Raw genomic sequence first — 20570 nt, 5'->3', positions numbered from 1 at the left:
CGGCGTCGCCGGCTCAGAGCGCGTCGGCGAGCCGCCCCCGCCAGCCCCCGAGGACCGCCCCGGCGTCGGTGTCCAGCACCCGCTCCAACAGCGTGGCGTAGACGTCCCGGAAGTCGGTGGTGAACTTCAGGTCGCCGTCGTCGAGGTCGGTGAGGCTGGGCGGCTCGCCGTACAGGCCACCGTCGACCGGCGCGCCCAGCAGCAGCACGTTCGAGGCGGTGCCGTGATCGGTGCCGTCGGAGGCGTTGGCCCGGACCCGGCGGCCGAACTCCGAGTAGACCGCCACCACCACCTTGCGGCCGGCCTCGGTGCGGGACATCCGGTCGGTGAAGCGGCTCACCGCGCCGTCGAGCTGCCCGAGCAGCACCTCCTGGAGCTGCTTCTCGTCGGCGTGCGTGTCGAAGCCGCCGAGCGAGACGGAGAAGACCCGGGTGACGACGCCCGCCTCGACACAGCGGGCGACCAGGTCGAGCTGCGCGTCCAGGGAGGCCCGGGCGCCGCCGGTCGCGGTGGCCGCCGGGGTCTCCCCGTCGTCCTCGGCGTCCTCGGCCGCCGGCGTGGCCCGAACCTGCCGGACCATCGCGTCCACCGCGCCCAGGTCGGCGAAGCAGGCCGCCGCGCGGGCCCGGGCCGGTGAGTCGTCCGGCGCCCCGGCCGCGAGCGCGGCAAGCGTCTCGGCGGCGAGCCGGGGCGGCCCCTCCCGCTCGGTCACCGGCACCGACGCCCCGGCCCCCCGTTCCCCGGCCAGCAGTGGCGGCAGCGCCGGTTCGAACGACACCGCCAGCCGGGGATCCGCGCCGGCCCGGTCGAGCCAGCGGCCCAGCCAACCCGTGGTGCCCGGCCGGTCCGGCTGGGCGGTGTGCCAGATGTCCATGGACCGGAAGTGGCTCCGGTCCGGCTTCGGGTAGCCGACGCCGCGCACCACCGCGAGCCGTCCCGCGCCGTACGCGCGGTGCAGCCCGCCGAGCGCCGGGTTGAGACCGGTGCCGTCGTCGAGTCGCAGCACCTCCTCGGCCGAGTACGCCAGGTCGGGCCGGGCGTTCCGGTAGGCGGGGTCGGCGTGGGGCACGACGGTGTTCAGGCCGTCGTTGCCGCCGTACAGGGTGACCAGGACGAGCGTGCGGGCCTGCGGGTCGCGGTCCCCGGCGGTGGCGAGCAGGTCGTTCAGGCGGTACGCGGCGGCGCCGCCGGCCAGGGCGCTCGCCCCGACCACGCCGCTGGCCACCAGGAACCGCCGTCGGGTCAGGACGTCCACGGATCGCTCCTCTCAACTGACCGCGTACTCGGGGCTGACCAGTCCGGCGACCAGCAGCCGGCGGGGTTGTCCGGCCAGCGGGGCCAGGGCGGCCCGGGTGCGATCGCTCCACCGGTCCACGACCAGCAGCCGTGCCAATGCGTCCGGCCGACCCGCCGGCGGCGCGGCGGCGAGCCGGGCCAGCACCGCCGGATCGGCTGCGCCGGCCAGCTGGTCGGCGACCCGCATCCGGGCCTGCAACGACGAGGTGGTCAGCCAGGCCGTGCCGGCCGGCCAGCCGCCGACGCTCGGTGGCCGCAGCGGCACCTGGTCCAGGGCGTTGAGCCCGGCCAGCAGCCGGCGCCGGCCCGCCTCCGACAACGCCGCCGGGCGCACCCCGAGCTGCCGGGCCGCGCCGACCAGCCACTCGACGGGTTGTTTGACGAGCGTGTCGCGGGTCTGCGCGAACGCCGGCGCGGTGAAGATCCGGCGCAGCGTGCCGACGGTGTCCGGGCCGGCGAGGTCCGCCGGCGGCGGCACCTGCGCGCCGGCGTAGCGGAACCACAGCCGGCCGGCGACGAACCGGGCGGTCTCCGGGCGGCCGGCGAGCAACGCCGCGTACGAGCCGGCGTCGAACGCGGCGCGGCTGCCGAGGATCGTCTTCGGCCCGGGATCGTGCCGCCGGGCCACGAACCGGGCGACGCCGGTACGCCGGTCCACGGTCCAGCCGGTGAGCGCCCGCGCGCCCTCCTTGACGTCGGCCTCGCGGTAGCCGCCGCCGATGCCGAGCGTGAACAGTTCCAGCAGCTCACGGGCCAGGTTCTCGTTCGGCGCCCGCCGGGTGTTCTGCTGGCCGTCGAGCCAGAGGATGAGCGCCGGGTCCCGGACCATGGCGTCGACAAGCGGCGCCAGCGGGCCTCGACCGAACCGTCGGAGCGTCTCCAACTGACGCAGCATCAGCGGCGCCGACCGGACCTTGCGCACGCTGGTGGCCCAGTGCCCGTGCCAGAAGAACAGCAGCTTCTCGTCGCCCTGGTGCTCGGCGGCGATCATCCGCGCCAACCACCAGGCGGTCAGCGTGCCCACCTGCTCCCGACGTTCCCGGTTGACCTGTTGGCGCTGCTCACGGGTGGCGTCCTGGTCGAGCGCCGCCGCCGGGTCGGGGCCGAGCGCGGGCGGCGGGGTGGCCGCCGCGCCCCGGTCCGGCCCGGCGGGGTCGAGCAGCCGGTCGAGGGTGGCGGCGAGCCCGGCCCGCTCGGCGTCGTCCACCTCGTCGGCGGTCGGCCCGAACGTCGCCCGGCGCAACAGGTGCGCCACCGCTTCCCGTTCCCTCATGCCGCCGACGTTAGCGGCGTGGTGTTCGAGGACGGTAAGAATCACGTCCGGGCCGGGTTTGTCACCGGTAGGGCGTACCGTGCGCCGCATGGCTGTCGACACCAGGCCGGCGGTGCGCGCCGGCCGCTTCCGGCTGCTTCCGCTGGCCCTGCTGTTCCTGACCGTCGGCACCTCCGTCTCCGTGGTGATGCCCTTCCTGTCGCTGTTCCTCGACACCGAGGTGCGGGCCGATCCGGTGCGGGTCACCGTGTTCCTGGTCGTCACGCCGCTGTCCGGGGTGGCGGTGGCGGTGCTGGTGGGGCGGCTGTCGGACCGGTGGCCGATCCGGCGTCGGCTGCTGATCGGCGCGTCGCTGGCCGGGATGGTGGGCGCCGGCCTGATCGCGTTCGTCCGCGACTACTGGGTCCTGATGGTGCTGACCGCGACCGTCATGGCGCTGGCCAACTCGCTGTTCCCGCAGTCGTTCGCCTACACCCGCCAACTGCTCGACCGGGACAGTCCCGGGCGGGCCGCGCTCGGCGTCAGCGTGATGCGTACCGTCTTCTCGCTGTCCTGGGTGGCCGGGCCGCCGCTGGCCGCGATCCTGCTCTCCGTCGGCGGCTTCCGGCTGGTCTACGGCGCGGCCGCGGTCATGTACGCGCTGGCCGCGCTGATCGCCGTGCTCCGGCTGGAGGAGCTGCCGGTGCCGCCGCGGCCGGCCCCGGACGAGCCGGCCGCCGGCCCGCCGGGCGCGTCGCGGTGGCGGTTGGCGCTGACGGTGGCCGCCTTCACCATGTTGCAGTGCCCGCTGACGCTCGGCGTGCAGGTGCTGCCGCTGTTCATCGGCCGGGTGCTGCGCGGCGACCCGGCGGACGCCGGCCTCGTGCTGGGCCTCTGCGCCGCGCTGGAGATCCCGCTCATGTTGGGGTTGGGCGCGCTCACCGCGCGGGTCCGGCTCCGGCCGTTGATCCTGGTCGGGGCCGGCTGCGGCATCGCCTACTACGCGGTTGCCGCCGGGGCGACGAGCGTGCCGGTGCTGCTCGTCGCGCAGCCGGTCAACGCGCTGTTCATCGCCGCGGTCTCCGGGGTCGGCATCTCGTACGTGCAGGATCTGCTGCCCGGTCAGCCCGGCCGGGCCACCACGCTGTTCACCAACACGTTCCCGATCGGCGCGGTGCTCGCCGGCCCGCTGCTGGGGCTCTCCGCACAGGTCGGCTTCCGCTGGGCGTACGCCATGGCGGCGACGCTGTGCGCGGCCGGCACGCTGGTGCTGCTGTTGACCCGGCCCGGGGCGGACGGTCAGCGGCGGTGGGCCAGGACCACGTGGTCGACCAGCTCTCCCGGGTGACCGTCGGGGCCGGTGGCGGTGCGGTGTGCCGCGCCGAGCCGCTCGATCCGCCAGCCGTCCGGGTCGAGGTCGATCGCGGCGAGGATCCGCTCCGGGCTGGCGAACCGCGGGTCGTCGGCGTCGAGCCCGGACCACGGCGGCGGCGCGCCGTGCTCGACGACGAGCAGCCGGCCGCCGGGCGCCACCGCCCCGGCCGCCCGGGGCAGCACCTGTTCCCGGGGCAGCACCAGCGGGGACTGGAAGAACTGCGCCGACACCAGGTCGAAGCGGCCGGCCGGGAAGTCCCGGGTCACGTCGTGCCGGGCGGTGGTGATCCGGTCCGCCACGCCGGCGCGCGCGGCCTCGACCGCGAGCCGCTCCAGCGCCACGGTCGAGATGTCCACGGCGGTGACGTGCCAGCCCCGGGTCGCCAGCCAGACCGCGTCGCCGCCCTCCCCGCTGCCCAGGTCGAGCACGGTGCCCGGGGACAGGTCGGCGGCCACCTCGGCGAGCACCGGGTTGACCCGGCCGCTCCAGATCCGCTCCGCCTGCCCGTACCGCTCGTCCCAGAACCGGGCCGGGTCGGTGTCCGCCGGCGGGTCCTGGTGGTGCTGGTGGTGGTGCCCGGTCATGCCTGCCTCCTTCGCCGCCGGGCACGTCGGCGGCCCGGCTCCGCCATCGTGCGTGGGGACCGGGCCGGCGGCAAGGATCCTTGCCGTTCCGGCAAAAACGCACGGCAAGGGGCCGCCGGTTTCCCGACGACCCCTTGCCGTGCGCGGACGCGGTCAGGCGATGCTGACGCCGTAGACGCTGAGCGCCTCGGTCACCGGCTGGAAATAGGTGGTTCCGCCGGAGGAGCAGTCACCGTTGCCGCCGGAGGTCAGGCCGATGGCGCTGCTGCCGCTGAACAGCGAGCCGCCGCTGTCGCCCGGCTCGGCGCAGACGTTCGTGCGGATCAGGCCGGAGACGCTGCCCTCGGCGTAGTTCACCGTGGCGTCGAGCGCCTCGACCGTGCCGCCGTGCAGGCCGGTGGTGCTGCCGGAGCGCTGCACCGACTGCCCGACGAACGCGTCGGCCGCGCCGGTGATGGCCTGCGTGCTGCCGTTGTAGAGCGAGACGCTGCTCTCGGCCGCGCCCGCGTTCGTGTGCTGCACGATGCCGTAGTCGTTGCCGGGGAAGCTGCCGGTGCCACCGGCGCCGAGCTGGCTGCTCTGCCCGGAGTCGGCGTACCAGTTGGCGGCGATCGCGGTGCAGTGCCCGGCGGTCAGGAAGTAGTAGGTGCTGCCGCTGCGCACGTTGAAGCCGAGCGAGCAGCGTCCACCGCCCTGGGCGTAGATGGCCTCGCCGCCGGCCGTGCGGGTGCCGAGCGTGCCGGCCTCGCGCTCGATCCGGATCGTGCCGTCGAGCTGCTTCGCGACGGCCTTGACCCGGTCCAGCTTCGCGCCGGTGACGGTGCTGTCGACCGAGACGACCACCTGGTTGGTCGCCGGGTCGGTCCACCAGGCGGTGCCCGGGATGCGGGCGGACTTGTCGAGCGCCGAGGTGGCACGGGCGAGGTCGTCCGCGCCCCGGGTGACGAGCTTGGGGGTGGCGCCGGCCGCGCGGACCTTCTGGGCGGCGGCGTCGTCGGTCACCGTGACGACCATGGCGCCGGCGGCGTCGGCGTACGTCCCGGCGGAGCGGTCGCCGAGTGCGGCGGCGAGCGCGGTGGCTTTCTCGGGGGTGGCGGACGTCTCGGGTGCGGCGTTTGCGGGAGCGCCGGCCAGTGAGCCGACGATCAGCGCGCCGGCCACGGTGAGGGCAGTGGCGGTACGCCGCGATGACCCGGAGAGTCGCATATGGATACCTCCTGGAGCTGAGCACGGGCGGCCTTTCGGCAGCCCCGGGCAGCCGTTCGGCCGGTGAGGCTCGGCCGATCGGGCTTCGTCGAAGTTGTCACACGTTTGTCATTGATGGCAAGAGTTCCGCTTGCGCCGACTGGCCCCGATCTCAGCACTTGGGTCGGGTAGGACCGAACGGTTGCGACTCGGGCGGTTGGCGGCATTCACGCGCGTCCTTACTGGTCAGTAACACGTTTTCGTACCACCCCGCCGGACTCCCGACCCGGCTCGCCGACCAGATACCGGGACGAGATCGAAACCCACAGAATCGCGCCGCCCCGGGCGCCCACCACCCCCCACCCGAGGCCTGTTTCACGGAAAGAGTGGCTGTTGCCGCCGGAATGGCCACTCTTTCCGTGAATCTGCGCGCGACGGGGGTGGGGTGGGGGCGCGCGGCGGGGGTGGTGGGGGTGGGGGGTGGGGGCGCGCGGCGGGGGTGGAAGTGGGAGGGGTGGGGGGCGGAGGGGGTTGGGTGGGGGCGGGAGGATTAGGGGGGCGGGGGTGGGGGCAGACATTTGTCATCGACCACGGATTCGAGGGAGCTGACGACATGGCGAAGGGTGACATCGACACCTACCAGCAGGACGGGCAGTGGAAGAACCGTCCGGAGGGCAACGAGCGCGCCAGCAGCCGGCACGACACGAAGGCCGAGGCGGAGGCCGCCGGTCGGGAGATGGCGGCCGAGCGCGGCACCGAACACGTGATCAAGAAGCAGGACGGCACGATCGGAGAGAAGAACACCTACCCGCGCAGCCGCGACCCGCGCGAGATCCCGGGCTGAACCGCCCACGTCACCGCTGGACAGCGCCGGACCCGCTCGGGGACGGCGCTGTCCAGCGTATTGGCATAAAAACTTTTGTGTGGTTCCTACAACGGTCGCGGCTCAGGGTTCGGCGATTACGACATGGCGCGGCCCGCTGGCAGACGGCAGGGTGAGGCAAGCCGGGGGCACCGCCGCCACCCGGCGCAACACCGTGGGTCTACCGAAGGGGACGGTCACGTGTTCACCCGTGTCGCCATCGTCAACCGTGGTGAGGCCGCCATGCGGCTCATCCACGCGGTCCGGGAACTGGCCGCGGAGACCGGCAGCCGGATCGAGACCGTCGCGCTGTACACCGACGTCGACCGCACCGCCACCTTCGTCCGCGAGGCGGACGTCGCCTACGACCTCGGGCCCGCGTCCGCCCGCCCGTACCTCGACCTCAAGGCGCTGGAACGCGCGCTGGTGGAGACCCGCGCGGACGCCGCGTGGGTGGGTTGGGGCTTCGTGGCCGAGGACCCGGCCTTCGCCGAGCTGTGCGAGAAGGTCGGTGTCACGTTCGTCGGCCCGAGCGCGGACGCGATGCGCAAGCTCGGCGACAAGATCGGCGCCAAGCTGATCGCCGAGGAGGTCGGCGTGCCGGTCGCGCCGTGGAGCCGCGGCGCGGTGGAGAGCCTGGAGGCGGCGGTGGCCGCGGCGGCGCAGATCGGCTACCCGCTGATGCTGAAGGCGACCGCCGGCGGCGGCGGGCGCGGCATCCGGGTGGTCCGCAGCGACGCGGAGCTGGCCGACGCGTACGAGCGCACCAGTCAGGAGGCGGCCCGGGCGTTCGGCAGCGGCGTGGTGTTCCTGGAGCGCCTGGTCACCGGCGCCCGCCACGTCGAGGTGCAGGTGATCGCGGACGGGCAGGGCACCGCGTGGGCGCTCGGCGTCCGGGACTGCTCGGTGCAGCGGCGCAACCAGAAGGTGATCGAGGAGTCGGCCTCGCCGCTGCTCGACCCGGCGCAGGTCGCCGAGCTGAAGACGTCGGCGGAGCGGCTGGCGGTCGCGGTCGGCTACCGCGGCGCGGCCACGGTGGAGTTCCTCTACCACCCCGGCGACCGGCTGTTCGCCTTCCTGGAGGTGAACACCCGGCTCCAGGTCGAGCACCCGATCACCGAGTCGACCACCGGATTCGACCTGGTCAAGGCGCAGCTGCACGTGGCCGGCGGGGGCCGGCTCACCGGTGCGCCGCCGGCCGAGCGCGGGCACGCCATCGAGGCGCGGCTCAACGCGGAGGACCCGGACCGGGACTTCGCCCCCTCCCCCGGGCGGATCACCCGCCTGGACCTCCCGGCCGGCCCCGGCATCCGGGTGGACACCGGGGTCAGCGAGGGCGACACCATCCCCGCCGACTTCGACTCCATGATCGCCAAGATCATCGCGTACGGCCGGGACCGGGACGAGGCGCTCGGCCGGCTGCGCCGCGCCATGGCGGACACCACAGTGGTCATCGAGGGCGGGGCGACCAACAAGAGCTTCGTGCTCGACCTGCTCGACCAGCCCGAGGTGATCGACGCCAGCGCGGACACCGGCTGGATCGACCGGGTCCGCGGCGAGGGCCGGCTGGTCGGGCACCGGCACTCCGCGGTGGCGCTGGCCGCCGCCGCGATCGAGGCGTACGAGGAGGACGAGAGCGCCGAGCGGCAGCGGCTGCTCTCCACCGCGGCCGGCGGCCGGCCCCAGGTGCAGCACCGCAGCGGCCGGCCGCTGGACCTGAAGCTGCGCGGCGCGAGCTACCGGATGCGGGTGGCCCGGGTCGGCGCGCACCGGTTCCGGGTCGGCATCGAGGCCGGCGGCGACGCGCGTACCGCCGACGTCGAGCTGGACCGCTTCGACCGACACACCGGGCAGATCGCCGTCAACGGCGTCCGCTACCGCCTGCTCACCGGCACCCACGGGCCGGTCCACCTGGTCGAGGTGGACGGCGTCACGCACCGGATCAGCCGGGACGAGGGCGGCGTGCTGCGCTCCCCGATGCCGGCGCTCGTCGTCGCCACGCCGCTGGAGGTCGGCGCGGAGGTCGAGGCCGGCGCGCCGGTGCTGGTGCTGGAGGCGATGAAGATGGAGACGGTGCTGCGGGCGCCGTTCCGGGCCCGCCTGAAGGAGTGCGCCGTCGCGGTCGGCACCCAGGTGGAGGCCGGCGCGCCGCTGCTGCGCCTGGAGCCGGTCGCCGAGGAGGGCGACGAGGCCGCCGCCCCGGACGAGGCGGCCGTGGAGCTGGACCTGCCGGACGCGCCCGCGGACGTCCCGGCGCGCACCCGGGTCGAGCGTGGCCAGGAGGACCTGCGCGGGCTGCTGCTCGGCTTCGACGTGGACCCGCACGACGAGCGCCGGGTCCTCGACGACTACCTCGACGCGCGGCGGGCGGCCACCGAGGCCGGGCACCGGCCGCTGGCCGAGGAGCTGGAACTCGTCGACGTCTTCGCCGACCTGGCCGAGCTGAGCCGCAACCGGCCGGGCGGGGACGACGGCCCCGGCGGGCACCTGCACAGCGCCCGCGAGCACTTCCACATCTACCTCCAGAGCCTCGACGTGGAGCGGGCCGGTTCCCCGGAGGCGTTCCGGGCCCGGCTGGCCAAGGCGCTCGGCCACTACGGCGTGAGCGAGCTGGACCGCTCCCCCGCGCTCGAGGCCGCGGTGTTCCGGATCTTCCTGGCCCAGCAGCGGGCCACCGTCGACGCCGCCGTGATCGCCGCGCTGCTCCGCGCCTGGCTGCGGGAGCTGCCGCCGGACGAGGCGCTGCGCGAGCCCGCCGGCCTCGCGTTGGAGCGGCTGATCGCGGCCACCCAGGTCCGCTTCCCGGTCGTCGCGGACCTGGCCCGGGGCGTGGTGTTCGCCTGGTTCGCCCAGCCGCTGCTGCGCCGCAACCGGGCCCGGGTGTACGCGCGGGTCCGGTCGCACCTGCGTCACCTCGACCGCCAGCCGGACGCGCCGGACCGTGACGAGCGGGTCGCCGAGATGGTCCGCAGCACCGAGCCGCTGGTCCGGCTGCTCGGGCAGCGGCTGGTCCGGGACAACCTGGACAACGCGACCATGTTGGAGGTGCTGACCCGCCGCTACTACGGCAACAGGGCGCTCACCGGCGTCCGCACCCGTACCGCCGGGGGTTGCGTGTTCGTGGTGGCCGACCGCGCGGAGTCGAGCGTGGTGTCGGCCGCGGTGCGGTTCGACGCGCTCGGCGACGCGCTGCGCGGGCTGGCCGAGGTCGCCGCGGACCGCACGGCCGTCGACGCGGACGTCTACCTGGCCTGGGAGAACCAGCCCGAGGAGTTCGACGCCACCGCCGCCGCGCTGCTCGACGTGATCAACGCGCATCCGCTGCCGGACCGGGTACGCCGACTCACCACCACGGTGGCCGGGCGCGGCGGCGCGGTGATGCACCACCACTTCACGTTCCGTCCGGACGGCGCCGCGATGGTCGAGGAGCGGCTGATCCGGGGCCTGCACCCGTACATCGCGCAGCGGATGCAGTTGGAGCGGCTGCACCGGTTCGACCTGACCCGGCTGCCGTCGCTGGACGAGGAGGTCTACCTCTTCCAGGCGGTCGCCCAGGAGAACCCGACGGACCAGCGGCTCGTCGCGTTCGCCCAGGTCCGGGACCTGACCGAGCTGCGTGAGCAGGACGGCCGGCTGGTGGCGCTGCCGACCACCGAGGACGCGGTCACCGCCTGCATCGACTCGATCCGTCGGGCGCAGTCCCGGCGACCGTCGAAGGTCCGGTTCCCGACCAACCGGATCGTCATCTACGTCTGGCCGCCGAGCGAGCTGACCCGCGAGGAGATGGAGCGGATCGCGGCCCGGGTGCGCCCGACCACGGTCGGCGCGGATCTGGAGGAGATCCTGTTCATCGGGCGGCAGCGGGACCGCCGCACCGGGGAGCTGACCAAGGTCGGCGTGCGGATCGCGTTCGACGTCACCGGGCAGGCCCGGCTCTCCGTCGGGGAGCCGCCGACCGAGCCGGTCGAGCCGCTCGACGACTACCGGCTCAAGGTGCTGCGGGCGGCCAGCCGCAACACGGTCTACCCGTACGAGCTGACCGGGCTGCTCGGCGAGTTCACCGAGCACGACCTGGACGCCGGGCACACGCTGGTGCCGGTGGACCGGCCGAAGGGGCGCAACACCGCCGCGATCGTGGCCGGCGTGGTCCGGACGGCGACGCCCCGGCACCCGGACGGGGTGACGCGGGTGGTGCTGCTGGGCGACCCGACGAAGTCGCTCGGCGCGCTCTCCGAGCCGGAGTGCCGGCGGGTGATCGCCGCGCTGGACCTGGCGCAGCGGATGGGCGTGCCGCTGGAGTGGTACGCGCTCTCCGCCGGCGCCCGGATCTCGATGACCTCGGGCACCGAGAACATGGACTGGGTGGCCGCCGCGCTCAAGCGGATCGTCGAGTTCACCCAGGACGGCGGCGAGATCAACATCGTGGTGGCGGGCATCACCGTCGGCGCCCAGCCGTACTGGAACGCCGAGGCGACGATGCTCATGCACACCAAGGGTGTGCTGGTGATGACGCCGGACTCGGCGATGGTGCTGACCGGCAAGCAGTCGCTGGACTTCTCCGGCGGCGTGTCCGCGGAGGACAACTTCGGCATCGGCGGCTACGACCGGGTGATGGGTCCGAACGGGCAGGCGCAGTACTGGGCGCCGAACCTGCCGGCCGCGCACGAGGTGCTGATGGCGCACTACGACCACACGTACGTGGCGCCGGGTGAGGACGCGCCGCGTCGGGCCACCACCACCGACCCGGTGGACCGGGACGTGTCGACGTTCCCGCACACGGTGGCCGGCAGCGACTTCACCACGGTCGGGGAGATCTTCTCCGCCACCGCGAACCCGGACCGGAAGAAGCCGTTCGACATCCGTACCGTGATGCGGGCCCTCGCCGACCAGGACCACCCGGTGCTGGAGCGGTGGGCGGGCATGGCCGACGCGGAGACCGCGGTGGTGCAGGACGTGCACCTCGGCGGCATCCCGGTGTGCCTGCTCGGCATCGAGTCCCGGTCGGTGCCCCGGCACGGTTTCCCGCCCACCGACGGCCCGGACACCTACACCGCCGGCACGCTGTTCCCCCGGTCGTCGAAGAAGGCCGCGCGGGCGATCAACGCGGCCAGCGGCAACCGGCCCCTCGTCGTGCTGGCCAACCTGTCCGGCTTCGACGGCTCGCCGGAGTCGATGCGCAAGCTGCAACTGGAGTACGGCGCGGAGATCGGCCGGGCGATCGTGAACTTCCGCGGCCCGATCGTGTTCTGCGTGATCTCGCGCTATCACGGCGGCGCGTTCGTGGTGTTCTCCAAGGCGCTCAACCCGGCCATGACGGTGCTGGCGATCGAGGGCTCGTTCGCCTCGGTGCTCGGTGGCGCGCCGGCCGCCGCCGTGGTCTTCGCCGGCGAGGTCGCCGCGCGCACCGCCGCCGATCCCCGGGTACGCGAGCTGGAGAGCCGGGTCGGGGCCGCCACCGGCACCGAGCGCGCGACGCTCACCGGGGAGCTGGACGAGCTGCGGTCGTCGGTGCGGGCCGAGAAGCTGGGCGAGGTGGCCACCGAGTTCGACCGGGTGCACAGCATCCAGCGTGCCGTCGAGGTCGGTTCCGTGGACGCGGTGATCCGCGCCGCCGAGCTGCGGCCCCGGATCATCGAGGCGATCGAGGCGCGCCTGGGCTGACCCGGGACGCGTCGACGGCGGCGGACGGGCCACGGGGCCCGTCCGCCGCTTCGCGTGTGGCGGTGCTTGACCGGTGGTGACCCGCCGTGATGTGCTCACCACGTCAGCTTAATGGAAACGGTTGTCGTTTCCTGAAGTGGAGGAGACATGTCGCTCACCGTGCCGCCCGCCCTGCTCCGCGCCGCCGAGTCCGGCCCCGTCGACGAGGAGGCGTTCGTCGCCTGCGTCCGCGACTCCCTGCCGTACGCCTGGGAGACCGTCAGCCGGGTGGTCGCCGACCTGGCGGCGTCCGACGCCGACTTCACCGACAACGTCGTCCCGCCGCCGGGCGAGAGCGAGCGCGGGCAACTGCTGCGCGCGCTGGCCAGCGACGCGATCCGCGCCGGCCTGGAACGCCACTTCGGGGTGCGGCTGGCGTTCCAGAACTGTCACCGGCTGGCCGCGTTCCGGCCGTCCGCCGCCGGCTCCGAGGCGTACCGCCGGTTCACCTCCAGCCGGGGCCAACTGCTGAACCAGTCCCCGACGCTGCGCAACTGCTGAGCCACGCGGCGGGCCGGTGCGCCGGCCCGCCGCCGGCCCACGCCCCGGCGCGGTCGCGCCGGGTCAGCCGTGGCCGCGCACCAGGGGCAGGAACACCTCGTCCACGATCTCGACAAGCACCTCGTCGGGCACCGAGGGGATGCCGCGCATCGCGTACTCGGCGCGGAGCAGCATCATCGGCGCGGTCGCCACCCGGGGCCGGGCCGCCGCCGCCGGCGCCTCGCCCCGGGCCGCGGCCCGTTCCAGCATCCCGAGCCACGCGCGGTCCATGGTGTCCGCGCCGGACCGCTCCCGCATCAGGGTGAGCAGCTCCGGGTCGTCGGCCGCGGCGGCGAGCAGGCCGCGCAGGATCGTCCCGTGCGGCGAGGACCACGTCTCGTTGGCCCGCCGGAGCATCTCCAGCGCGTCGCCGCGCAACGTTCCGGTGTCCGGGTTCGGCATGGCGGCGTCGGACAGGTGGCGGTACGCCGCGATGCCCAACGCCGCCCGGTGCGGCCACCGGCGGTAGATGGCGTTCTTGTTGGTGCCGGCGCGGGCGGCGACCCGGTCCATCGTCATCCCCGAATATCCGGATTCGCGCAGCTCCGCCGCGGCGGCGTGCAGGATCGCCCGCTCCAGTTCCTCGCCCCGGCGCCTCGTGCCCATGCCTTGCAGGGTACTCGACGTACCCTGTAGGGTACGCGGCGTACCTTATGAACGGGGAGGAACGCGAGATGCGCGTCTTCGGCATGAACTACGACACCGGCTTCGTGAGCGCCGGGTCCACCACCCACGAACCCTTCGACCCGGACACCGTCCGGCGCGACCTGCGGGTCATCCGGGACGAGCTGCACTGCGACGCGGTGCGGATCACCGGCGGCGTCCAGGACCGGCTGGAGCTGACCGCGCGCCTGGCGGCCGAGACGGGGCTGGAGGTGTGGTACTGCCCGTTCACCAACGGCCTGGACCGCGCCGGGCTCATGGCGTTCCTGCTCGACGGCGCCGAACGGGCCGAACGGCTGCGGCGCGAGGGCGCCACGGTCGTCTACCTCACCGGCTCCGAGATCTCCATGTTCACCGAGGGCTTCCTGCCCGGCCGCGACCTGACCGAGCGCCTGGCGCTGTTCACCGATCCGATGCGGATGCGGGAGGCGGTCCCGGCCGCGCGGGCCGCGGTGCGCGACTTCTTCGCCGACGCGCTTCCCGCGGTGCGCGAGCGGTTCGGTGGCCCGGTCGGATACGCCTCGATCCCCCTCGAAGGCGTCGACTGGACGCCGTTCGACATCATCGCCAGCGACGCCGGCTACCGCGACGCCACGAACGCGGCGGCGTTTCCGCAGAGCCTCGCGGCGGCGGTGGGCCAGGGCAAGCCGTACGCCGCCACGGAGTTCGGCTGCTGCACGTATCGGGGTGCCGCCGACGTCGCGGGCGCGACCGAGCCGGTGACCTACGACGAGCACGGCCGGGCGGCGAAGCTCACCGCGACACTGGAGCGTGACGAGGAGGGCCAGGCCCGCTACCTCGTCGACCTGCTGCGCGACTACGAGGCGGGCGGGGTGGAGGCGGCGTTCGTCTACACGTTCGCGAACCGGCACCTGCCCACCACCGGGGACCCGGAGCACGACTACGACCTGGCGGCCCGGGGCATCGTGCGCGTGCTGCCGGACGGCTCGTGGACGCCCAAGGCCGCCTTCCACGCCCTCGCCGAGTACGGCCGCGCCCGCGCGTCGAACCGGCCCGCCGGCTAGGCGTCCGCCCCGACGGCGGGCCCGCGCCGTCGGGGCGGAACTGGCAGTGTGGACGGATGACGGACATCGACGCCCGCCGGCCCCACCCCTTCTACCAGGACGCCGACGGCGTCAACCGGCCACCCGGCCCGCGCAAGCACCCCGACTACGCCCGGTTCGCCGCCGGCTCTCCGGTGGTGCCGATCGTGCGCCGGGTCGGCGGCGAACCGGTTCCGGCGCTGCTGATCTGCCGGTACGCCGACGTGCGCGAGGTGCTGCGCCGACAGGACGTCTTCTCCCGGGCCGCCGCCGCGTACGCCGACGAGGTCGACGTGTCCGGCACCATGCTCGGCATGGACGGGGCCGAGCACGCCCGGGTGCGCGGCACCGTGAAGGACGCGTTCACCCGGCCGGCCGTCGACGGGCTGCGCGACACGGTCCGGGCCGCGGCGCAGGAGCGGCTCACCGCGATGGTGGGCCGGGGCGCTCCGGCGGACCTGGTCCGCGACTTCGCCGTCCCGTTCGCGCTGGACGTGATCTGTGACCTGCTCGGCCTGCCGCCGACGACCGGATGCGGTTCCGCCGGTGGGGCGACATGTTCCTCGGCGCCGGCGACCTGAGCCGCGTGGAGGCGGCCCGGTCCGCCGAGGAGATGGGCGGCTACCTGTGGGAGCAGCTCGAACAGCGACGCGGCCGACCCGGCGACGACCTGCTCGGCCGGATCGCGACCGCCGCCGCCGACCAGCCGGTGGACGTCCAGATCAAGCTGCCGATCTCACTCGTGGTGGGTGGCTGGGAGACCACGGCCAGCTCGATCGCCACGTTCGTCCACGTGCTCCAGACCGAGCCGTACGGGCCGGCCGGCACCGGCTGGGCGTACCTTGTCGCGCACCCCGAACGGCTGGACGGCGCGGTCGCCGAGCTGGAGCGGCTGCACTCCACCGCGAACGGCGACGAGATGCCGCGGCGGGTGATGGCGGACGTGACGCTGCCCAGCGGTGCCCGGCTGGCGGCGGGCGACATCGTGGTCCCCTCACACGACGCCGCCAACCGCGACCCGGCGGTGTTCCCGGACCCGGAGCGGATGGACTTCGACCGCCCGCCCACCCCGCACCTGTCCTTCGGGCACGGCGCGCACTACTGCATCGGGGCCCACCTGGGCGCGCTGGAGGTCCGCACCGCGCTCGCCCTGCTGCTGCGGGAGCTGCCCGGCCTGCGCCTCGCGGTGCCGCCGGACGAGGTGCCCTGGAAGCCGGGCCACGCCATCCTCGGCCCGGTCGAGCTGCCGGTCACCTGGTAGCCGGCCCGCCCGCGACGCCGCCGACCGGCTCGGGCGCACCCGGCCACACCGTGGTCACCGCGCCCGGCCGCTCGCGGTCGAGGTGCAGGCGCAGCAGCAGCCAGCCCAGCGACACGCCGCCGATGAACAGGTACGCGGCCGGCGTGCCGAACGTGTCCCAGCAGGTGTGCAACGTGACCGCCGCGGCGAAGGTCAGCAGGAACGCGGCGAGCCGGCGTCCGCCGGGCGCGGCGGCGAGGGCGAACAACGCGCCGGCCGTGAGCCCGGTCCAGGACAGGTGCGCGGCCGGCGCGGTGAGACCGCGGATCAGCAGTGTCTGCTCGACCGCGCCGAGGTTGCCCTGCGACCCGACGAGCGTGGTGAACGCGTAGCCCATCGTCTCCAGCGCGGCGAAACCGGCGCCGGAGGCCACGCCGATCACCAGCCCCTCCCCCGGCGACCGGTGCCGCCGCCACAGCAGCAGGACGCCGACCGGCACGACGAGCTTCGCGGACTCCTCGATCAGGCCGACGAGGACCATCGGCAGCACGCCGAGCCGGTGCAGCGTGTCGTACTCCAACCAGCCGGCCGCGACGACACCGATCACCCCGCCGAGGAACGCGGCGAGGCCGACGATCGCGCCCGGGACCCGCCAGCGGCCGGACCGGCCCTCGGCGAACGTGAGGAACGTGGCCGGCGCGATCGCGGCGCCGAGCACGATCAGCGCGGGTACGAAGTTGATGTTCCGGGTGCCGATCAGGGTCTCCAGCACCAACAGGAACAGTCCGACGCCGACCAGCAGGACCAGGAGCCACGCCCAGCGGCGTCCGAGATTCGCCATGCCGCCCACTATCGTCCCCGGCCCCGGGGAGCGCCAACCGCGGGCGGCGTTCGTCCGGCATCGTGGACGGTGAGACGCAACCGACACGCCTGACCCGACATCTGGTGTTGCCCGCCGGGCATCACCGCCATATATGGTGTCCCCGCAGCTGGTTCGGCCGCGCCTCACCGGCGCGGCCGAGGCAAGAGGGAACCCGGTGGAAGTCCGGGACTGCCCCGCAGCGGTGAGTGGGAACGACCGCCGTCATCAGCACTGGGCCACCGGCCTGGGAAGCGACGGCCAGTAGGCGACCTCGTGTCACGCCCGCGAGTCCGAAGACCTGCCAGCGCGCCGTGCGCTGCCGCGTGCGGCGGTCGACGGTCGCGCGGGACGACCGACGCCAGCAGCCGGGCCGGTCCTGCGTGCCGTGCCCGTTGGCGTTCTCCCGCCGGCCGAGACCATCGGTGACAGCGAGGGAGAGGTCATGACGGTCGTACGGGAGAGTCAGCGGTCCGGTGTTACCGGGCCGGAGCAGCGCCGACTGGCGATGCGGGTCCGCAAGCGGGACGGCGACACCGAGCCGGTCGACGTCAACCGGATCGTCCGGGCGGTCGAGCGCTGGGTCGCCGACCTGGACGAGGTCGATCCGCTGCGGGTCGCCACCCGGACCATCAGCGGGCTCTACGACGGGGCGAGCACCGCGGAGCTGGACCGGTTGTCGATCCAGACCGCGGCGGAGCTGATCGGCGAGGAGCCGCAATATTCCCGGTTGGCCGCCCGGTTGCTGGCCGCGTACGTGGACGAGGAGGTCCGCGGACAGCAGGTGACGCGCTTCAGCGAGTCGATCGGGTACGCCCACGGGCTGGGGCTGATCGGTGACGACACCGCCGCGTTCGTGGCCCGCCACGCCGGTGAGCTGGACGACGCCGTGGACCCGGCCGGTGACCTGCGGTTCGAGTACTTCGGACTGCGTACCGTGGCGGACCGTTACCTGCTGCGGCACCCGGAGTCGCGGCTGGTGGTGGAGACGCCGCAGTACTGGCTGCTGCGGGTGGCCTGCGGGCTGTCGCACACCCCGGCCGAGGCGGTCGGTCTGTACCGGCTGATGTCCAGCCTGGCCTACCTGCCCAGCTCCCCCACGCTGTTCAACTCGGGCACCCGGCACACCCAGATGTCGTCGTGCTTCCTGGTGGACTCGCCCCGCGACGAGCTGGACTCCATCTACGAGCGCTACCACCAGGTGGCGAAGCTGTCGAAGTTCTCCGGCGGCATCGGCATCTCCTGGTCGAGGGTGCGTGGCCGGGGCGCGCTGATCCGGGGCACGAACGGGCGGTCGAACGGCATCGTGCCGTTCCTCAAGACGCTCGACGCCGGGGTGGCGGCGGTGAACCAGGGCGGCCGGCGCAAGGGCGCGGCCTGCGTCTACCTGGAGCCGTGGCACCCGGACGTGGAGGAGTTCCTGGAGCTGCGGGACAACACCGGCGAGGAGTCCCGGCGGACCCACAACCTCAACCTCGCCAACTGGATACCGGACGAGTTCATGCGCCGGGTCGAGGCGGACGAGGACTGGTCGCTGATCGACCCGTCCGACGCGCCGGAACTGCCCGACCTGTACGGCGAGGCGTTCGACGCCGCGTACCGGGCGGCCGAGAAGAAGGCGGTCCGCACGGTCCGGGCCCGCGACCTGTACGGGCGGATGATGCGCACGCTCGCGCAGACCGGCAACGGGTGGATGACGTTCAAGGACGCCGCGAACCGGCTGTCCAACCAGACCGGCGAGCCGGGCAACGTGATCCACCTGTCCAACCTGTGCACCGAGATCCTGGAGGTCAACGACGACGCCGAGACCGCGGTGTGCAACCTCGGTTCGGTGCACCTCGGCGCACACGTCACCGCCGACGGGGTGGACTGGGAGAAGCTGCGGGCCACGGTGCGCACCGCGGTGGTGTTCCTGGACCGGGTGATCGACATCAACTACTACCCGGCCGCGCAGGCGGCGGCGTCGAACCCGCGCTGGCGGCCGGTCGGGCTGGGACTGATGGGCCTCCAGGACGCGTTGTTCACGCTGCGCCTGCCGTTCGACTCACCAGCGGCGCGGGAGCTGTCCACCCGGGCGCAGGAGGAGATCCTGCTGACCGCGTTGGAGACCTCCGCCGGGCTGGCCGAGCGGTTCGGACCGCATCCCGCGTACCGGCAGACCCGGGCCGCGAAGGGCGACCTGCACCCGGACCTGTGGGGCGCGACGCCGACCCAGGTCGACAGGTGGGCGGCGCTGCGGGCGCGGATCGCCGCGTCCGGGCTGCGCAACTCGCTGCTGGTGGCCATCGCGCCGACGGCCACCATCGCCTCGATCGCCGGCTGCTACGAGTGCGTCGAGCCGCAGGTGTCGAACCTGTTCAAGCGGGAGACCATGTCCGGTGAGTTCCTCCAGGTCAACACGTACCTGGTGCGGGAGCTGAAGGCCCGTGGGCTGTGGACGCCGCAGGTCCGCGACCGGATCAAGCGGGCCGAGGGCTCGGTGCAGGGCCTCACCGAGCTGCCCGCCGAGGTGCGGGCGCTGTTCCGGACCGCGTGGGAGCTGCCGCAGCGGGCGCTGATCGACCTGGCCGCCGCGCGGGCGCCCTACGTCGACCAGTCGCAGTCGCTGAACCTGTTCCTGAGCGCGCCGACCATCGGCAAGCTCTCCTCGATGTACCGGTACGCCTGGCGGGCCGGCCTGAAGACCACCTACTACCTGCGGTCGCGTCCGGCGACCCGGATCCAGCAGGCCACCGTGGCCCCGGTGCTCGCCCCGGTGCCCGCCCGCGACGACGAGGCGCTCGCCTGCTCCCTGGAGAACCCCGAGAGCTGCGAGGCCTGCCAGTGACCACGATGCCCGAGACCCGCCCGATGCTGCTCGACCCGGGCATGGACCTGACCCTGCGGCCGATGCGCTACCCGCACTTCTTCGACCGGTTCCGCGACGCCATCCGCAACACCTGGACCGTCGAGGAGGTGGACCTGCACGCCGACCTGGCCGACCTGGAGCGGCTCTCGCCGGCCGAGCGGCACCTGGTGTCCCGGCTGGTCGCGTTCTTCGCCACCGGCGACACCATCGTCGCCAACAACCTGGTGCTCAACCTCTACCAGCACGTCAACTCACCGGAGGGGCGGCTCTACCTGTCCCGCCAGTTGTTCGAGGAGGCGGTGCACGTCCAGTTCTACCTGAACCTGCTGGACACGTACGTGCCGGACGAACGGGAGCGGTTCGCCGCGTTCGCGGCGGTGGAGAACATCCCGTCGATCGCCCGCAAGGCGGAGTTCTGCTTCCGCTGGATCGACTCGATCCACGAGCTGCGGGAGCTGCGCACCCGCTCCGACCGGCGGGCGTTCCTGCTCAACCTCGTCTGCTTCGCCGCGTGCATCGAGGGGCTGTTCTTCTACGGCGCGTTCGCCTACGTCTACTTCCTGCGGTCCCGAGGGCTGCTCAACGGGTTGGCCTCCGGCACCAACTGGGTGTTCCGGGACGAGTCGATGCACATGGCGTTCGCGTTCGACGTGGTGGAGACCGTCCGCGCCGAGGAGCCGGAGCTGTTCGACGCCGAGCTGGAACGGCAGGTCCGGGACATGCTCGCCGAGGCGGTGGAGTGCGAGGCGCAGTTCGCCGAGGACCTGCTCGACCAGGGCGTCTCCGGGATGTCGCCGGCCGACATGCGGCAGTACCTGCAACACGTGGCGGACCGGCGGCTGGCGGCGCTGGGCCTCGCGCCGATGTACGGCAGCGGCAACCCGTTCGCGTTCATGGAGTTGCAGGACGTGCAGGAGCTGTCGAACTTCTTCGAGCGGCGGGTGTCGGCGTACCAGGTCGGGGTGACCGGCAGCGTCACGTTCGACGACGACTTCTGACCCCGCGTCCCCGTCCCGGCCGCCCGCTGCGGCCGGGACGGGACCGTGCCCGGATACGCGCATGCGCGTATCGCCCGCGGCGCCCCCGATCCGCACAGTTGTCTGCGCCGATCCCCACCCGGGCG

At 73.7% G+C, this 20570-nt stretch carries 15 protein-coding genes and 1 riboswitch; of the genes, 9 read left to right on the top strand and 6 right to left on the bottom strand.

Annotation, left to right across the window (positions count from 1 at the left end; all coding sequences use genetic code 11):
• Positions 1 to 13: 13 nt before the first annotated feature.
• Together ACIA6B_RS18495 and ACIA6B_RS18490 are read right to left on the bottom strand one after the other, a co-directional pair.
• On the bottom strand, positions 14 to 1255 hold the full coding sequence (locus tag ACIA6B_RS18495) for a DUF1501 domain-containing protein (protein WP_396774748.1): 1242 nt from the start codon (positions 1253 to 1255) through the stop codon (positions 14 to 16).
• A gap of 12 nt (positions 1256 to 1267) precedes the next feature.
• On the bottom strand, positions 1268 to 2569 hold the full coding sequence (locus ACIA6B_RS18490; protein WP_396774746.1) for a DUF1800 family protein: 1302 nt from the start codon (positions 2567 to 2569) through the stop codon (positions 1268 to 1270).
• 88 nt (positions 2570 to 2657) lie between these two features.
• Between ACIA6B_RS18490 and ACIA6B_RS18485 the strand changes: the two genes are divergently transcribed.
• A complete protein-coding gene (locus ACIA6B_RS18485) occupies positions 2658 to 3896 on the top strand; it encodes a sugar efflux transporter (RefSeq protein ID WP_396774745.1) in 1239 nt (412 codons plus the stop codon).
• Here the strand turns inward: ACIA6B_RS18485 and ACIA6B_RS18480 are convergent.
• On the bottom strand, positions 3848 to 4507 hold the full coding sequence (locus tag ACIA6B_RS18480; RefSeq protein ID WP_396774743.1) for an SAM-dependent methyltransferase: 660 nt from the start codon (positions 4505 to 4507) through the stop codon (positions 3848 to 3850). The two genes, ACIA6B_RS18485 and ACIA6B_RS18480, sit on opposite strands and share 49 nt — an antisense overlap.
• Before the next feature lie 153 nt (positions 4508 to 4660).
• Entirely contained in the window at positions 4661 to 5713 is a 1053-nt protein-coding gene (locus ACIA6B_RS18475; protein ID WP_396774741.1) for a S1 family peptidase, read from the bottom strand.
• A 592-nt stretch (positions 5714 to 6305) separates the two neighbouring features.
• On the opposite strand from ACIA6B_RS18475, the gene ACIA6B_RS18470 reads away from it, so the two are divergent.
• The 3 genes from ACIA6B_RS18470 to ACIA6B_RS18460 all read left to right on the top strand — a co-directional run bounded on the left by ACIA6B_RS18470 (position 6306) and on the right by ACIA6B_RS18460 (position 12755).
• Entirely contained in the window at positions 6306 to 6536 is a 231-nt protein-coding gene (locus tag ACIA6B_RS18470; protein ID WP_089154306.1) for a DUF2188 domain-containing protein, read from the top strand.
• 219 nt (positions 6537 to 6755) lie between these two features.
• The gene (locus tag ACIA6B_RS18465; protein WP_396774739.1) at positions 6756 to 12215 is read left to right on the top strand and encodes a carboxyl transferase domain-containing protein; all 5460 of its coding nucleotides are present in this window, start codon (positions 6756 to 6758) and stop codon (positions 12213 to 12215) included.
• Between the two features lie 147 nt (positions 12216 to 12362).
• Positions 12363 to 12755, top strand: a complete 393-nt coding sequence (locus ACIA6B_RS18460) for an SCO5389 family protein (protein WP_396774737.1) — start codon at positions 12363 to 12365, stop codon at positions 12753 to 12755.
• 63 nt (positions 12756 to 12818) lie between these two features.
• On the opposite strand, the gene ACIA6B_RS18455 is transcribed toward ACIA6B_RS18460, so the two are convergent.
• A complete protein-coding gene (locus ACIA6B_RS18455) occupies positions 12819 to 13400 on the bottom strand; it encodes a TetR/AcrR family transcriptional regulator (protein ID WP_281942027.1) in 582 nt (193 codons plus the stop codon).
• A gap of 68 nt (positions 13401 to 13468) precedes the next feature.
• On the opposite strand from ACIA6B_RS18455, the gene ACIA6B_RS18450 reads away from it, so the two are divergent.
• From ACIA6B_RS18450 to ACIA6B_RS18440, 3 genes are read left to right on the top strand one after another with little or no spacing between them, the layout of a single operon-like run.
• Complete coding sequence (locus tag ACIA6B_RS18450; protein WP_396774735.1) at positions 13469 to 14482, top strand: hypothetical protein; 1014 nt, start codon at positions 13469 to 13471, stop codon at positions 14480 to 14482.
• Between the two features lie 56 nt (positions 14483 to 14538).
• Positions 14539 to 15081, top strand: a complete 543-nt coding sequence (locus ACIA6B_RS18445) for a hypothetical protein (RefSeq protein ID WP_396774733.1) — start codon at positions 14539 to 14541, stop codon at positions 15079 to 15081.
• Positions 15033 to 15761: a cytochrome P450 gene (locus ACIA6B_RS18440; protein WP_396774731.1), complete on the top strand. Its 729-nt coding sequence runs from the start codon at positions 15033 to 15035 to the stop codon at positions 15759 to 15761. Before ACIA6B_RS18445 ends, ACIA6B_RS18440 begins: the two co-directional genes overlap by 49 nt.
• Here ACIA6B_RS18440 and ACIA6B_RS18435 read toward each other — a convergent pair.
• Positions 15751 to 16581 carry a PrsW family glutamic-type intramembrane protease gene (locus ACIA6B_RS18435; RefSeq protein WP_396774729.1) on the bottom strand — a complete coding sequence of 277 codons (831 nt, stop codon included), beginning with the start codon at positions 16579 to 16581 and terminating at the stop codon, positions 15751 to 15753. The two genes, ACIA6B_RS18440 and ACIA6B_RS18435, sit on opposite strands and share 11 nt — an antisense overlap.
• A 132-nt stretch (positions 16582 to 16713) precedes the next feature.
• Positions 16714 to 16923: riboswitch (cobalamin riboswitch) on the top strand.
• A gap of 121 nt (positions 16924 to 17044) precedes the next feature.
• Between ACIA6B_RS18435 and ACIA6B_RS18430 the strand changes: the two genes are divergently transcribed.
• Both ACIA6B_RS18430 and ACIA6B_RS18425 read left to right on the top strand, forming a co-directional pair.
• On the top strand, positions 17045 to 19426 hold the full coding sequence (locus tag ACIA6B_RS18430; protein WP_396774727.1) for a ribonucleoside-diphosphate reductase subunit alpha: 2382 nt from the start codon (positions 17045 to 17047) through the stop codon (positions 19424 to 19426).
• 5 nt (positions 19427 to 19431) lie between these two features.
• On the top strand, positions 19432 to 20445 hold the full coding sequence (locus ACIA6B_RS18425; protein WP_396774726.1) for a ribonucleotide-diphosphate reductase subunit beta: 1014 nt from the start codon (positions 19432 to 19434) through the stop codon (positions 20443 to 20445).
• Positions 20446 to 20570: the final 125 nt, after the last annotated feature.

The organism is Micromonospora sp. NPDC051141 (genome assembly GCF_044455765.1).
In the GTDB taxonomy this organism is placed as follows: Bacteria; Actinomycetota; Actinomycetes; order Mycobacteriales; family Micromonosporaceae; genus Micromonospora.
This window is presented reverse-complemented; position numbering and strand designations above follow the sequence as displayed.

What these genes read in the sequence shown, in the direction of transcription:
- ACIA6B_RS18490 (WP_396774746.1), bottom strand. Translation starts at nt 2,569, where the DNA reads ATGAGGGAACGGGAAGCGGTGGCGCACCTGTTGCGCCGGGCGACGTTC.
- ACIA6B_RS18485 (WP_396774745.1), top strand. Translation starts at nt 2,658, where the DNA reads ATGGCTGTCGACACCAGGCCGGCGGTGCGCGCCGGCCGCTTCCGGCTG.
- ACIA6B_RS18480 (WP_396774743.1), bottom strand. Translation starts at nt 4,507, where the DNA reads ATGACCGGGCACCACCACCAGCACCACCAGGACCCGCCGGCGGACACC.
- ACIA6B_RS18475 (WP_396774741.1), bottom strand. Translation starts at nt 5,713, where the DNA reads ATGCGACTCTCCGGGTCATCGCGGCGTACCGCCACTGCCCTCACCGTG.
- ACIA6B_RS18470 (WP_089154306.1), top strand. Translation starts at nt 6,306, where the DNA reads ATGGCGAAGGGTGACATCGACACCTACCAGCAGGACGGGCAGTGGAAG.
- ACIA6B_RS18460 (WP_396774737.1), top strand. Translation starts at nt 12,363, where the DNA reads ATGTCGCTCACCGTGCCGCCCGCCCTGCTCCGCGCCGCCGAGTCCGGC.
- ACIA6B_RS18455 (WP_281942027.1), bottom strand. Translation starts at nt 13,400, where the DNA reads ATGGGCACGAGGCGCCGGGGCGAGGAACTGGAGCGGGCGATCCTGCAC.
- ACIA6B_RS18450 (WP_396774735.1), top strand. Translation starts at nt 13,469, where the DNA reads ATGCGCGTCTTCGGCATGAACTACGACACCGGCTTCGTGAGCGCCGGG.
- ACIA6B_RS18445 (WP_396774733.1), top strand. Translation starts at nt 14,539, where the DNA reads ATGACGGACATCGACGCCCGCCGGCCCCACCCCTTCTACCAGGACGCC.
- ACIA6B_RS18440 (WP_396774731.1), top strand. Translation starts at nt 15,033, where the DNA reads ATGCGGTTCCGCCGGTGGGGCGACATGTTCCTCGGCGCCGGCGACCTG.
- ACIA6B_RS18435 (WP_396774729.1), bottom strand. Translation starts at nt 16,581, where the DNA reads ATGGCGAATCTCGGACGCCGCTGGGCGTGGCTCCTGGTCCTGCTGGTC.
- ACIA6B_RS18430 (WP_396774727.1), top strand. Translation starts at nt 17,045, where the DNA reads ATGACGGTCGTACGGGAGAGTCAGCGGTCCGGTGTTACCGGGCCGGAG.
- ACIA6B_RS18425 (WP_396774726.1), top strand. Translation starts at nt 19,432, where the DNA reads ATGCCCGAGACCCGCCCGATGCTGCTCGACCCGGGCATGGACCTGACC.